Genomic DNA, 14,046 nt, shown 5'->3' with positions numbered 1-14,046 from the left:
CGCGGCGGATTGTTGATCGCGGTCAAGGGCTAAAACCTGCGCAGTTCCCACACTGTGGCGAATTCTCTGGAGGTTCGTCCCATGCCCCTGTCCCTCGCGCAACTGCGCCGCAACTACACCCTCTACGGCCTGCGGGACGACGGCGAGCAAGACGATCCGCTGGTGTTGTTCGGCCAGTGGCTGAGCCAGGCGCGCAAGACCGAAGCGCCTCCCGCCGAGGCCAACAGCATGGCCCTGGCCACGGTCGACAGCGAAGGGTACGCCCATTGCCGCATCCTGCTGCTCAAGGGCTTCAGCGCCGAAGGTTTTGTGTTTTTTGGCAATTACCAGAGCGCCAAGGGCGAGGAACTGGCGAGCAACCCCCATGCCGCGATGACGTTTTTCTGGCCCGGCCTGGAACGCCAGGTGCGTATTGAAGGCGCGGTCGGGCGCCTCGATCCGGCGCTGTCGGACGCCTATTTCCTCGACCGCCCGGCCGCCAGCCAACTCGGTGCCTGGGCCTCGCCGCAGAGTCAGCCGCTGACCCACCGCAGCGAGCTGGAAGGTTTGCTGCGTGAGGTCACCGAGCGGTTCGCCGGCCAGCAACCGCCACGGCCCGAGCACTGGGGCGGGTACTGCCTGCAACCGCGCCGCATCGAGTTCTGGCAAGGCCGCCCCGATCGCCTGCATGACCGCCTCGACTACCGCCTGCGAGACGGCGCCTGGCAGCGCACACGGCTGGCGCCCTGACGAGGTACCTCCTTCGAGGAATAGGCCCTGCGCCCGTTGCGGCGCAGGCTGAGCGCATCTTTTTACCTGCCTGGAGCCTTGATCATGGCCCATTTGACCCAACGCAGTTTTGTCTCCCTGAACATCGCCGTACTGACCATCAGCGACACCCGCACCTTTGACACCGATACCTCCGGGCAGACCCTGGTAGAGCGCCTTGAAGGTGCCGGCCATGTGCTGATCGACCGTGGCCTGGTGATGGACGATATCTACCAGATCCGCGCCCGTGTTTCGCAGTGGATCGCTGACCCTCAGGTGCAAGTGATCCTGATGACCGGCGGCACCGGCTTCACCGCTCGCGACAACACGCCGCAAGCGGTGTTGCCGCTGCTGGATAAACAAGTGGACGGGTTCGGCGAGCTGTTCCGCCAGGTGTCCCTGGCGGAAATCGGCATGTCCACCTTGCAGTCCCGCGCCCTGGCGGGCATGAGCAATGGCGTGCTGGTGTGCTGCATGCCCGGTTCGCCCGGCGCGTGCCGTACTGCCTGGGACCAGATTCTGCTCAGCCAATTGGACAGCCGCACCGGCCCGTGCAACTTCGTTGCGCACCTCAAGCCTCAGTTCGAACAAGCGCTCAGCGCCTGCGAGGCGCGGTCATGAACACCCGCGTGTGCGACAGCGGGCAATTGATGCCGGTGGACGAGGCGATCGAGCAACTGCTGGCGCAGGCGCCACCTGCGCCGCCCACCGAAGTCATCCCCCTCGGCCAGGCCGCAGGTCGGGTGATCGCCGAAGAATTGTTTTCACCTCTCGACCTGCCGTGCTGGGACAACAGCGCCATGGACGGCTACGCCCTGCGCGCCGCCGATGTGCCGGAGCAGGGCGGCTACTTGGTGCTGGCCGGGCGGATTGCTGCCGGGCACAGCAGCGATGAGCTTTTACAGGCCGGGCAGACAGTACGGATTTTCACCGGTGCGCCGCTGCCGCCCGGCGCCGACAGCGTGGTGCCCCAGGAGCGTTGCCGCGTCTACGGCCAGCGTATCTGGTGCCCGCCGCTGCGCCTGGGCGAACACGTGCGCAAGCGCGGTGAAGAAATGCAGCGCGGGCAACGCCTGTTGCGTGTCGGCCAGCGCCTGCGCGCCCAGGAAGTCGGCCTGCTGGCGTCGGCCGGCATTCCGTGGGTCAAGGTCTATCGCCCCCTGCGCGTGTGCCTGCTGAGCAGCGGCGATGAACTGCGCGAGCCGGGCGAGTCGCTGGCGCCGGGGCAGATCTACAACAGCAACCGCCACCTGGTGACCGCGTTATTGCGCGGTTGGGGCGTGGAGGTGCTCGACTACGGGGTGATGGCCGACGCGTTGGCCGCCAGCCGCGACGCGTTGATCCTCGCGTCGTCCGAATGCGACCTGCTGCTGACCACCGGCGGCGTGTCGGTGGGCGAGGAGGATCATCTCAAACAAGCCATCCAGGAACTCGGTCGCGTGGATTTCTGGCGCCTGGCGATCCAGCCCGGCAAGCCCCTGGCGTTTGGCGAAGTGGCGGGCAAACCGTGGATCGGCCTGCCCGGCAACCCGTCTGCCGCGCTGATCACCGCGTTGGTGGTGGTGCGCCCGTTCCTGTTGCGCGCCCAGGGCGTCGAGCGCGTGTTGCCGGTGCCGGTCCAGGTGCCGGCCGGTTTTGAATGGCCTACCCCTAACAAGCGCCGCCAGTACCTGCGCGCGCGCTTGAGCCCCGGCGCGGATGGGCAATTGCGCGCCGTCCTGCACCCCCAGCAAAGCTCGGCGATGCTCACCGCCGCCTGCTGGGCCGATGGCCTGGTGATTGTCGAGCGCGAGCAACTGCTGCTCAAGGATGCACCGGTGCCTTTCTTGTCTTTCGCCGAGTTTCAATGAGGAGTCTCCATGCAACTGGTCTGCCCGGCAGGCAACCTGCCTGCGCTGAAAGCCGCGGTGCGCCAAGGCGCCGATGCGGTGTATGTCGGTTTTCGCGATGACACCAATGCCCGGCATTTCGCCGGGCTGAACATGGACGACAAGCAGTTCGACGCCGCCGTCGCCCATATCCGCCAGCACCAGCGCAAGCTGTATGTGGCGGTCAATACCTACCCGCAACCGAAGATCTGGTCACGCTGGCAACGCGCCGTCGACCGTGCGGCCGATCATGGCGTGGATGCGCTGATCGCCGGCGACCCGGGTGTGCTCGGCTATGCTGCCGCGCACCATCCGCAGATGGCGTTGCACTTGTCGGTGCAGGGCTCGGCCACCCATGCGGCGGCGCTGAAGTTCTACGTCGAACGTTATGGCATCCGCCGTGCGGTGCTGCCGCGGGTGCTGTCGCTGGCCCAGGTCAAACAGGTGGCGGCGAGCAGCGTGGTGCCGATCGAAGTGTTCGGCTTCGGCAGCCTGTGCATCATGGCCGAAGGGCGTTGCCACTTGTCGTCGTATATCACCGGTGAGTCGCCCAACCTGTGCGGCGTGTGCTCGCCGGCCAAGGCGGTGCGCTGGAGCGACGACGCCGATGGCCTCAGCGCGCGCCTCAGTGAAGTGCTGATCGACCGCTACACCCCGGAGGAACCGGCCGGCTACCCGACCTTGTGCAAAGGCCGCTTCCTGGTCGGCGGCAAGCGCTTCCATGCCCTCGAAGAACCGACCAGCCTCGACACCCTGGACCTGTTGCCCGAACTCAGCGCCATCGGCGTGGAGGCGGTGAAGATCGAAGGCCGGCAACGCAGCCCGGCCTATGTGGAACAAGTCACCCGAGTCTGGCGCGCCGCCCTCGACGCCCACCGCAGCGCCCCGGCCAATTTTGTGGTCAAGGACCAGTGGCGCCAGGTGCTGGCCGGACTTTCCGAAGGCAGCCAGACCACCCTGGGTGCTTACCATCGCGCATGGCAATGAGGAAACACAGATGAAGCTCAGCCTGGGACCGGTGCTGTTTTATTGGGATAAGGAACACTTGGGGCGCTTCTATTCAGACATGGCCGGCTTGCCCCTGGACGTGATTTACCTGGGGGAAACCGTGTGCTCCAAACGCCGCGCGTTTTCCCTGGATCAATGGTTGGGCCTGGGCCGCGAGTTGCAGTCGTGCAGCTCGGCGCAGATCGTGCTGTCGAGCCTGACCTTGATCGAAGCCGCCTCTGAACTGTCGAGCCTGCGCCGCCTGTGCGACAACGGCGAGGTGCTGGTCGAGGCCAACGACATGGGCGCGGTGCAGTTGCTGATCGAGCGCAAGCTGCCCTTTGTCGGCGGCCCGGCGCTCAACCTGTACAACGGCCACGCCCTGGTGCAATTGCTCGATGCGGGCATGCAGCGCTGGGTGCCGCCGGTGGAGTGCTCGCAAAGCCTGATTGCCGATGTGCTGGAACAGGTGCGCGAACTCGGCCGGCCGCTGCCCGAAGTGGAGATTTTCGCCTATGGGCATTTGCCCCTGGCGTACTCGGCCCGTTGCTTCACCGCCCGCGCGGAAAACCGGCCCAAGGACGATTGCCAGTTCTGTTGCATCAACTACCCCGACGGCATGGCCCTGACCAGCCAGGAAGGGCAACCGTTGTTCACCTTGAACGGGATTCAGACGATGTCGGCCGATGTCACCAACCTGCTCGCCGATTACCCCGGCCTGGTCGCGTGTGGCGCTGACCTGTTGCGCCTGAGCCCACGCGCCGAAGGGATGGTCGGTGTGGTCCAGGCGTTCGACCAGGTGCGCCAGGGCGCGATGCCGCCGTTGTGCGTCGACGGTTGCAACGGTTATTGGCATGGCCAGGCCGGCATGCTGCGGGTCGAGGAGGTGGGCCTGTGTTGAGTCGCAAACAATGGCTGCTCAAGGGCGCCGATCGCTTGTTGCCGCTGGTGCGCCACGTGCCGTTCCGGGTGCAGCGCCTGGCCTTGCAGCAAGGCCTCAACCGCTGCCTGGCCGAGCCGTTGCGCGATGGTGGCTTCGACCTGTTGCGCGGGCGCTGGATGTGCCTGCGCATCCCCGACCTTGGGCTGTGCTGGTACCTGACGCTGGCGCGGGATGGCTTGCGCATCGCTGAAAAAGCCGAGGCCCAGGTGACCATCAGTGGTAACTGGCGCGAGTTCTTGTTGCTGGCCAGTCGCCAGGAAGATCCGGACACCTTGTTCTTCCGGCGTCGCTTGGTGATTGAAGGCGACACGGAGTTGGGGCTGGGCTTGAAGAACCTGATCGACAGCCTGGACCCGGACGTATTGCCGGGCTGGTTGTGGCGCAACCTGGAGCGGGCCGGGCGCGGGCTGGCGGCCTGAGGCGAACGACCTATCCTTTCGCGCTGAACGGATAGGTCACGGCCCTGGGCTAAGGCGTCGGCACCAGAAACGCCGCCTCCAGCAACTGCCGGGTATAGGCATGCTGCGGGTTGGCGAAAATCGTCGGAGCGTCGCCCTGTTCCACCACCTGCCCATGCTTGACCACCATCAACTGGTGACTCAACGCTTTCACCACCGCCAGGTCATGGCTGATGAACAGATAGGTCAGGTTGTACTTGGCCTGCAAACCGCGCAGCAATTCCACCACTTGGCGCTGCACCGTGCGGTCGAGCGCCGAGGTCGGTTCGTCGAGCAGAATCAGGCGCGGCTTGAGCACCAGAGCGCGGGCAATGGCGATGCGTTGGCGCTGGCCGCCGGAGAACTCGTGGGGGTAGCGATGCCGCGACTGCGGGTCGAGGCCGACTTCCTTGAGCGCTGCGATGATCGCCGCTTCCTGCTCCGCCGGGCTGCCCATCTTGTGAATGCGCAGGCCTTCGCCGACGATCTCGCTGACGCACATGCGCGGGCTGAGGCTGCCGAACGGGTCCTGGAACACCACCTGCATTTCCCGGCGCAACGGGCGCACCTGTTGCTGGCTCAGGCGGTCGAGTTGCTGGCCTTCGAAGCGAATCCCGCCTTTGCTCGCGATCAGGCGCAGGATCGCCAGGCCGAGGGTGGACTTGCCCGAGCCGCTTTCGCCGACGATGCCCAGGGTTTGCCCCTGGGGCAGGCTGAAGTTGATGCCGTCCACCGCCTTGACGTAATCGACGGTGTTGCGCAAAAAGCCTTTCTTGATCGCAAACCAGACTTTCAAGTCGTCCACTTCCAGCAACGGTGGCCCGACGGCGGTGGCGGCGGGCCCGCCGCTGGGTTCGGCGGCGAGCAGCTCCTGGGTGTAAGGGTGCTGCGGCGACTGGAACAAGGTTTCGCAATCGGCTTGTTCGACGATGCAACCCTGTTGCATCACGCACACACGGTGGGCAATGCGCCGCACCAGGTTCAAGTCGTGGCTGATCAGCAGCAACGCCATGCCCAGGCGCGCCTGCAGTTCCTTGAGCAGCTCGAGGATCTTCAACTGCACCGTCACGTCGAGGGCGGTGGTCGGTTCGTCGGCAATCAACAGCTCCGGCTCGTTGGCCAGGGCCATGGCGATCATCACCCGTTGGCGCTGGCCGCCGGACAGTTCGTGGGGCAGCGCCTTGAGGCGTTTATGCGGCTCGGGAATGCCCACCAGTTCGAGCAACTCGAGGGTGCGCCGGGTCGCGACTTTGCCGGTCAGCCCTTTGTGCAGGCCGAGCACTTCGTTGATCTGCTTCTCGATGCAGTGCAGCGGGTTCAACGAGGTCATCGGCTCCTGGAAGATCATCGCAATGCGGTTGCCGCGAATATGCCGGATGGTTTTTTCGTTGAGGGTCAGCAGGTCCTGGCCGACGTATTCGATGGTGCCGGCGGGGTGCCGCGCCAAAGGGTAGGGCAGCAGGCGCAGGATCGAGTGGGCGGTCACCGATTTGCCGGAGCCGCTTTCGCCGACCAGCGCCAGGGTTTCGCCGCGCTTGATGTCGAAGCTGACGTGGTTCACCACGCGGTGGTGATGCTCGCCGGTGACGAACTCGACGCAGAGGTCGCGGACTTCGATCAGATTGTCCTGATTCATCTCATTTCCTCGGGTCGAAGGCATCGCGAGCGGACTCGCCGATAAACACCAGCAAACTCAACATGATCGCCAGCACGGCAAAGGCACTCATGCCCAGCCACGGCGCTTGCAGGTTGGATTTGCCCTGGGCCACCAGTTCCCCCAGCGACGGCGAACCCGCCGGCAGGCCGAAGCCGAGGAAGTCCAGGGCGGTCAGGGTGCCGATGGCGCCGGTGAGGATGAACGGCATGAAGGTCATGGTCGAGACCATGGCATTGGGCAGGATATGGCGGAACATGATCGCGCCGTTCTGCATGCCCAGCGCCCTGGCCGCACGCACGTATTCCAGGTTGCGCCCGCGCAGGAACTCGGCGCGGACCACGTCCACCAGGCTCATCCACGAGAACAGCAGCATGATCCCCAGCAGCCACCAGAAGTTGGGCTGCACGAAACTGGCGAGGATGATCAGCAGGTACAGCACCGGCAAGCCCGACCAGATCTCCAGGAAGCGTTGCCCGGCCAGGTCGACCCAGCCGCCATAGAAGCCCTGCAGGGCCCCGGCGATCACGCCGATGATCGAGCTGAGCACGGTCAGGGTCAGGGCAAACAGCACCGACACGCGAAAGCCATAGATCACCCGCGCCAAGACGTCGCGGCCCTGGTCGTCGGTGCCCAGCAGGTTGACCGAAGACGGCGGCGCGGGGGCCGGCACCTTCAGGTCGTAGTTGATGCTCTGATAGCTGAACGGGATCGGCGCCCACAGCGTCCACGCGTCCTTGGCCTTGAGCAGCTCCTGGATATACGGGCTCTTGTAGTTGGCCTCCAGGGGGAACTCGCCGCCGAAGGTGGTCTCCGGGTAGCGTTTGAGCGCCGGGAAATACCAGTCGCCGTCGTAATGCACCACCAGCGGTTTGTCGTTGGCGATCAGCTCGGCGCCCAGGCTCAGGCCGAACAGGATCAGGAACAGCCACAGCGACCACCAGCCACGTTTGTTTGCCTTGAACCGCTCGAACCGGCGGCGATTGAGGGGGGACAGATTCATCTCAATGCTCCCGGCTGGCGAAGTCGATACGCGGATCGACCAGGGTGTAGGTGAGGTCACCGATCAGCTTCACCACCAGCCCGAGCAGGGTGAAGATAAACAGCGTGCCGAACACCACCGGGTAATCGCGGTTGATCGCGGCTTCAAAGCTCATCAGGCCGAGGCCGTCGAGGGAGAAGATCACTTCCACCAGCAGCGAGCCGGTGAAGAAGATCCCGATGAACGCCGAGGGGAAACCGGCGATCACCAGCAGCATGGCGTTGCGGAACACATGGCCGTAGAGCACGCGGTGGTTGGTCAGGCCCTTGGCCTTGGCGGTGACCACGTACTGTTTGTTGATCTCGTCGAGAAAGCTGTTTTTGGTCAGCAGCGTCATGGTCGCGAAGTTGCCGATCACCAGCGCGGTGATGGGCAAGGCCAGGTGCCAGAAGTAGTCGAGGATCTTGCCGCCCCAGCTCAGCTCATCGAAATTGTTGGAGGTCAGCCCGCGCAAGGGGAACCAGTCGAAGTAACTGCCGCCGGCAAACACCACGATCAGCAGGATCGCGAACAGGAACGCCGGGATCGCGTAGCCGACGATGATCGCCGAGCTGGTCCATACGTCGAAGTGGCTGCCGTGTCGCGTGGCCTTGGCGATCCCCAGCGGGATCGAGACCAGGTACATGATCAGCGTGCTCCACAGCCCGAGGGAGATCGACACCGGCATCTTTTCCTTGATCAGGTCGATGACCTTGGCGTCGCGAAAGAAGCTGTCGCCGAAATCCAGCCGGGCATAGTTCTTGACCATGATCCACAAGCGTTCCGGTGCCGACTTGTCGAAACCGTACATGGTTTCGATTTCCTTGATCAGCGCCGGGTCCAGGCCTTGGGCGCCACGGTAGCTGGAGCCGGCCACTGCGACTTCGGCGCCGCCGCCGGCAATGCGGCTGGTGGCGCCTTCGAAGCCTTCGAGCTTGGCGATCATCTGCTCCACCGGGCCACCCGGGGCGGCCTGGATGATGACGAAGTTGATCAGCAGAATCCCGAACAGCGTGGGGATGATCAGCAACAGGCGGCGAATGATATAGGCCAGCATTTAATCGCCTCCGCTCGCCGGGTCGGCGCTCGTGTCCAGGGTGGTGGCAGGTTTGACGTCGGGTTTGGCCCACCAGGTGGCGGTGCCGACGTCATAACGCGGTGGCACTTTGGGATGACCGAGATGGTCCCAGTACGCCACGCGGAAGGTCTTGATGTGCCAGTTGGGGATCACGTAGTAGCCAAATTGCAACACGCGATCCAGGGCCTTGGCATGGGCGATCAGGCTTTTGCGCGAGTCGGCGTCGATCAGTTCTTCGACCAGTTGGTCGACGGCCGGGTCCTTGAGGCCCATGTAGTTGCGGCTGCCGGGCTTGTCGGCGCTGGAGGATTTCCAGAATTCGCGTTGTTCATTACCCGGCGAGGTGGACTGCGGGAAGCTGCCCACCAGCATGTCGAAATCCCGCGAGCGCAGGCGATTGACGAATTGCGAGACGTCGACCCGGCGAATCACCAGGTCGATGCCCAGGTCTGCCAGGTTGCGCTTGAAGGGCAGCAGGATGCGTTCGAACTCGGTCTGCGCCAGCAAAAATTCAATGCTCACCGGTTTGCCGGTGGCGTCGACCATCTTGTCGTCGACGATGCGCCAGCCGGCTTCCTGCAACAGTTGGTAGGCCTCGCGCTGCTGGGTGCGGATCATGCCGCTGCCGTCGGTCTTGGACGGTTCGAAGGCCTGGGTGAAGACTTCGGCGGGGATCTTGTCGCGCAGCGGTTCGAGGATCGCCAGTTCGTCCGGGCCGGGCAGGCCGGTGGCGGCCATCTCCGAGTTCTCGAAGTAGCTGCGGGTGCGGGTGTAGGCGCCGTTGAACAGCTGCTTGTTGCTCCATTCGAAATCCAGCAACAGGCTGATGGCCTTGCGCACGCGCACGTCCTGGAACATCGGCTTGCGTGTGTTGAACACGAAACCCTGCATGCCGGTGGGGTTGCCGTTGGGGATCTCTTCCTTGACCAGGCGCCCCTCGGCCACCGCCGGAATGTTGTAGGCGTTGGCCCAGTTCTTTGCGCTGAACTCCAGCCAGTAGTCGAACTGCCCGGCCTTCAACGCTTCCAGGGCTACCGTGCTGTCACGGTAATAGTCGGTGATGCGCTGATCGAAGTTGTAGAAACCTTGGGTGACCGGCAGGTCCTTGGCCCAGTAGTCCTTGACCCGCTCGTAGCGGATCATGCGCCCGGCCTTGACCTCGGCGACCTTGTACGGCCCGCTGCCCAGCGGGATTTCCAGGTTGCCCTTGGTGAAGTCGCGGGTGGCCCACCAATGCTTGGGCAATACCGGCAGTTGCCCGAGGATCAGCGGCAATTCGCGGTTGTTGGTGCGCTTGAATTTGAACAGCACCCGCAGCGGGTCTTCGGCGACCACTTCGTCGACGTCGGCGTAGTAAGTGCGGTAGAGCGGCGAGCCTTCCTTCATCAGCATCTGGAAGGTGAACACCACGTCTTCGGCGTGGATCGGGTGGCCATCGTGGAAGCGTGCTTCGGGGCGCAGGTAGAAGCGCACCCAGCTGTTGTCCGGGGCTTTTTCGATCTTGCCGGCCACCAGGCCGTATTCGGTGATGGGTTCGTCCAGGCTCTGCATGGCCAGGGTGTCGTAGATCAGGCTGATATTGTCCGCCGGCACGCCCTTGCTGATGTAGGGGTTGAGGCTGTCGAAACCGCCCATGCTCGACTCGCGAAAGGTGCCGCCCTTGGGGGCATCGGGGTTGACGTAGTCGAAGTGCTTGAAGGTGGCGGGGTACTTGGGTGGCTCGTCGTAGAGGGTCAGCGCATGTTGCGGGGCGGCGTTGGCCGCCGTGCAGAGCAACAGACTGCCGAGCAGTGCCGTACGCAAAGACATCATTGGGCTTTCTCCGAAGCTTTCAGCCACCACGCGCTCAGGCCCAGGCTGTAGGGCGGCGTGGTGACAAAGGCGAACCGGTTGCGGTAGGCCAGGCGATGATAGTTGAGGTACCAGTTGGGAATGCTGTAATGCTGCCACAGCAGGACCCGGTCCAGGGCCCGGCCGGCGGCCAGTTGTTCGTCGCGGGTGTGTGCCGCCAGCAGTTGTTCGAGCAGGCGGTCGACCACCGGGTTGGCGATGCCGGCGTAGTTCTTGCTGCCCTTGATCGCCGCCTGGCTGGAGTGGAAGTACTGCCACTGCTCAAGGCCGGGGCTGAGGGTCTGGTTGAGGGTCATCAGGATCATGTCGAAGTCGAACTGATCAAGGCGTTGTTTGTACTGCGCCCGGTCGACCGTGCGCAGGCGCGCGTCGATACCGACACTGTTCAGGTTTTCCACGTAGGGCTGCAGGATGCGCTCCAGGTTCGGGTTGACCAGCAGGATCTCGAAGCGTAGCGGTTGCCCGTCCTTGTTGAGCAGGCGCTGCCCGGACAGCTTCCAGCCGCCTTCGCCGAGCAGGGCCAGGGCACGGCGCAAGGTCTCGCGAGGGATGCCGTGCCCGTCGGTCCGGGGCAGGCTGAACGGTTGGGTATAGAGATTGGCCGGCAGTTGGTCGCGGTAGGGCGAGAGCATCAACCATTCATGGCCGACCGGGACGCCGGTCGCCGAAAATTCGCTGTTGGGGTAATAGCTCAAGGTGCGTTTATAGGCGTTGCTGAACAGGGTGCGGTTGGTCCATTCAAAGTCGAACATCAGCCCCAGGGCTTCACGCACCTTGGCCTGGCTGAAGGTCGGGCGCCGCGTGTTCATGAACAGGCCCTGGCTTTGGGTCGGGATCTGGTGGGCGATCTGCGCCTTGATCACGTCGCCGCGGCTGACCGCCGGGAAGTCATAACCATTCGCCCAGTTTTTGGCCTGATGCTCGATATAGATATCGAACTCGCCGGCCTTGAAGGCTTCGAAGGCGACGTCGCTGTCGCGGTAGAACTCCACTTCGACCTTGTCGTAGTTATAGAAACCCTGGTTGACCGGCAGGTCCTTGCCCCAATAATCCTTGACCCGCTCGAACACCAGTTGCCGGCCTGGGGTGACCTTGCTGAGGCGATAGGGCCCGCTGCCCAGCGGTGGTTCGAAGGTGGTGGCCTTGAAGTCGCGGTTTTTCCAGTAATGCTGGGGCAGCACCGGCAGTTCGCCCAGGCGCAGGATCAGCAACGGGTTGCCGGCGCGCTTGAACACAAAACGGATACGGTGGCGGTTGAGGATGTCGACCCGCGCGACTTCCTGCAGGTTGGTGCGGTACTGCGGATGACCTTCGGTCAGCAGGGTACGATAGGAAAACGCCACGTCATACGCGGTGATCGGCTTGCCATCGTGAAAGCGCGCTTCCGGGCGCAGGTTGAACACCACCCAGCTGCGGTCCTCGCTGTACTCCACCGATTGGGCAATCAGCCCGTAGCTGGAGGTCGGCTCATCGCCGGACGGCGCGTACTGGCCGGTGCCGACCATCAACGGTTCGTTCAGCTCATTGACGCCGTATTGCAGGAAGTTCGGTGTGGAAACCGGGCTCGAACCCTTGAAGGTATAAGGGTTGAGGGTGTCGAACGTGCCAAACGCCATGACCCGCAACGTCCCGCCTTTCGGCGCTGCAGGGTTTACCCAATCGAAGTGGGTGAATTTGGTCGGGTACTTGAGCGTGCCGAACTGCGCATAACCGTGGCTTTCGGTAATCGTCGCGTGCGCAGCAAAGCTCAAGGCCAGACTTATTAGTAGAAGGAGGGGACGCGTCAAGTCAGAGATCCGATCCAGGCAGCTTGGGCTTTATAATCGGTACAGTAACAGCTTGTTCCGGTTGGAAAAAGGCTGTTGGGAAGGGTGGCAGGAGGCTGGCGAGGTATTGAGCGGCGTAGAGATCAAATGTGGGAGCTGGCTTGCCTGCGATGGCATCACCCTGATGTAACTGATACACCTCGGTGTCTGCATCGCAGGCAAGCCAGCTCCCACAGGAGCGCGCTTGCCTGCGGTTTATCTTGGCCCGGAAACCACCAGCATCTGCCCAGGCTTGAGCGCCATGCCAGTGCGTGGGTTCCAGCGCTTGAGATGTTGCATCTCGACGTTGAAACGCTTGGCGACGATATACAGCGAGTCGCCTTTCTTGACCTTGTACTGCACCGGCTTCTTGCTGTCGGCCTTGGCCACCAGCTTGCGCGTGTCCTGCATCACCAGGGTCTGGCCGACCTTGAGTGCCTGGCCGTTGAGCTTGTTCCAGCGCTGCAGATCATGCACGTCGACCTTGTTGGCCTTGGCGATCAGCGTCAGGTTGTCGCCGTTGCGCACTTTGTAGCTACGGCTGCGGCCGGCCACGGATTTGCTCTCGACTTCGTCGAAAACCGGCTTTTTAGGGCGTAATGCCAGCAATTCTTCAGGCTTCATCGCCGAAAGGCTGCTGGTCAGCAGTTGTGCCTTGGAGCTGGGCACCAGCAAATGCTGGGGACCGTCCAGGGTGGTGCGTTGTTTCAGCGCCGGGTTGAGCTGGAACAGTTCGTCTTCGTCGATCTCGGCCAGCGCGGCGACCCGTGACAGGTCCATGCTTTGCTTGACTTCAACCATTTTGAAGTACGGCGTGTTGGCAATCGGGTTCAGGTTGATGCCGTAGGCCTCGGGGGCCAGCACCACCTGGGACAGCGCCAGGAACTTGGGCACGTAGTCCTTGGTTTCCTGGGGCAGGGGCAGGTTCCAGTAGTCGGTCGGCAGGCCGAGCTTCTCATTGCGTTCGATCGCCCGGCTTACCGTGCCTTCGCCGGCGTTATACGCGGCCAGGGCCAGCAGCCAGTCGCCGTTGAACATGTCATGCAGACGTGTCAGATAGTCCAGGGCGGCGGTGGTGGACGCGGTGATATCGCGACGACCGTCGTAGGCGCGGGTCTGGCGCAGGTTGAAGTAGCGCCCGGTGGAGGGAATGAACTGCCACAAGCCGACGGCATCGCTGCGCGAATAGGCCATTGGGTTGTAGGCACTTTCAATCACTGGCAGCAGCGCCAGCTCCAGGGGCATGTTGCGTTCTTCAAGGCGTTCGACGATGTAATGAATGTAGAGGCTGCCGCGTTCGCCGGCGTTCTCCAGGAAGGACGGGTTGCTGGCGAACCACAGGCGTTGTTGCTCGATACGCGGGTTGACGCCGAGACCGTCTTGCAATTGAAAGCCCCGACGCATGCGTTCCCAGACATCCTGGGGCGCTTCGGGGCTCGGCTTCTCTGAGAGCCAAATAGGTTTTTGCTTGATCTTGGCAGCAAGATTCGGTTTGGGTTGCACGGTGGATTGTGCAGCGAAATTTGTTGATTGGCAGCCCGCCAGAGTTGCGGAGACAGCCACCGCCACGGCTTGAGCCAGGCGGGTCAATGCGTCTGAATGATTGGATTTACGAGTAGATGACGACATTGGCTGGAAGTAAGTTCCGGGCAAAA

At 63.3% G+C, this 14,046-nt stretch carries 12 protein-coding genes; 6 read left to right on the top strand and 6 right to left on the bottom strand.

Features of this window, described 5'->3' with window-relative positions; translation table 11 throughout:
• Positions 1–81: 81 nt before the first annotated feature.
• The 6 genes from pdxH to ubiT all read left to right on the top strand — a co-directional run bounded on the left by pdxH (position 82) and on the right by ubiT (position 4,964).
• Positions 82–729, top strand: a complete 648-nt coding sequence (gene pdxH / locus RGV59_RS23210) for a pyridoxamine 5'-phosphate oxidase (protein WP_126586699.1) — start codon at positions 82–84, stop codon at positions 727–729.
• Between the two features lie 84 nt (positions 730–813).
• Entirely contained in the window at positions 814–1,368 is a 555-nt protein-coding gene (gene moaB, locus RGV59_RS23205; RefSeq protein WP_046383123.1) for a molybdenum cofactor biosynthesis protein B, read from the top strand.
• A complete protein-coding gene (gene glp / locus RGV59_RS23200) occupies positions 1,365–2,597 on the top strand; it encodes a gephyrin-like molybdotransferase Glp (RefSeq protein WP_046383124.1) in 1,233 nt (410 codons plus the stop codon). The genes moaB and glp overlap by 4 nt, the downstream gene beginning before the upstream one ends.
• Positions 2,598–2,606: 9 nt before the next feature.
• Positions 2,607–3,602, top strand: a complete 996-nt coding sequence (gene ubiU / locus RGV59_RS23195; protein ID WP_017846630.1) for a ubiquinone anaerobic biosynthesis protein UbiU — start codon at positions 2,607–2,609, stop codon at positions 3,600–3,602.
• Positions 3,603–3,612: 10 nt separating this feature from the next.
• Entirely contained in the window at positions 3,613–4,503 is an 891-nt protein-coding gene (locus tag RGV59_RS23190; RefSeq protein WP_017846629.1) for a U32 family peptidase, read from the top strand.
• Positions 4,497–4,964 carry a ubiquinone anaerobic biosynthesis accessory factor UbiT gene (gene ubiT / locus RGV59_RS23185; RefSeq protein WP_017846628.1) on the top strand — a complete coding sequence of 156 codons (468 nt, stop codon included), beginning with the start codon at positions 4,497–4,499 and terminating at the stop codon, positions 4,962–4,964. Before RGV59_RS23190 ends, ubiT begins: the two co-directional genes overlap by 7 nt.
• Before the next feature lie 49 nt (positions 4,965–5,013).
• On the opposite strand, the gene RGV59_RS23180 is transcribed toward ubiT, so the two are convergent.
• From RGV59_RS23180 to RGV59_RS23155, 6 genes are all read right to left on the bottom strand, one after another.
• Positions 5,014–6,618, bottom strand: coding sequence for an ABC transporter ATP-binding protein (locus RGV59_RS23180; protein WP_046486006.1), 1,605 nt, complete (start codon positions 6,616–6,618; stop codon positions 5,014–5,016).
• Between the two features lies 1 nt (position 6,619).
• Positions 6,620–7,639 (bottom strand): ABC transporter permease, encoded by a 1,020-nt coding sequence (locus RGV59_RS23175; protein WP_102618077.1) that lies wholly within the window; start codon positions 7,637–7,639, stop codon positions 6,620–6,622.
• A 1-nt stretch (position 7,640) separates the two neighbouring features.
• Positions 7,641–8,714 carry a microcin C ABC transporter permease YejB gene (locus RGV59_RS23170; protein WP_017846625.1) on the bottom strand — a complete coding sequence of 358 codons (1,074 nt, stop codon included), beginning with the start codon at positions 8,712–8,714 and terminating at the stop codon, positions 7,641–7,643.
• Entirely contained in the window at positions 8,715–10,547 is a 1,833-nt protein-coding gene (locus tag RGV59_RS23165; protein WP_102618075.1) for an extracellular solute-binding protein, read from the bottom strand.
• Complete coding sequence (locus RGV59_RS23160) at positions 10,544–12,373, bottom strand: extracellular solute-binding protein (RefSeq protein ID WP_126586697.1); 1,830 nt, start codon at positions 12,371–12,373, stop codon at positions 10,544–10,546. The genes RGV59_RS23165 and RGV59_RS23160 overlap by 4 nt, the downstream gene beginning before the upstream one ends.
• Positions 12,374–12,607: 234 nt before the next feature.
• Positions 12,608–14,020, bottom strand: a complete 1,413-nt coding sequence (locus tag RGV59_RS23155; RefSeq protein WP_026139979.1) for a lytic transglycosylase domain-containing protein — start codon at positions 14,018–14,020, stop codon at positions 12,608–12,610.
• Positions 14,021–14,046 lie beyond the last annotated feature (26 nt).

Origin of the sequence: Pseudomonas sp. FG1, from assembly GCF_034313875.1 — a bacterium.
Taxonomy (GTDB): domain Bacteria; phylum Pseudomonadota; class Gammaproteobacteria; order Pseudomonadales; family Pseudomonadaceae; genus Aquipseudomonas; species Aquipseudomonas veronii.
Note: the sequence above shows the minus strand (reverse complement) of the source record. Positions and strands in the feature narration are given on the sequence as shown.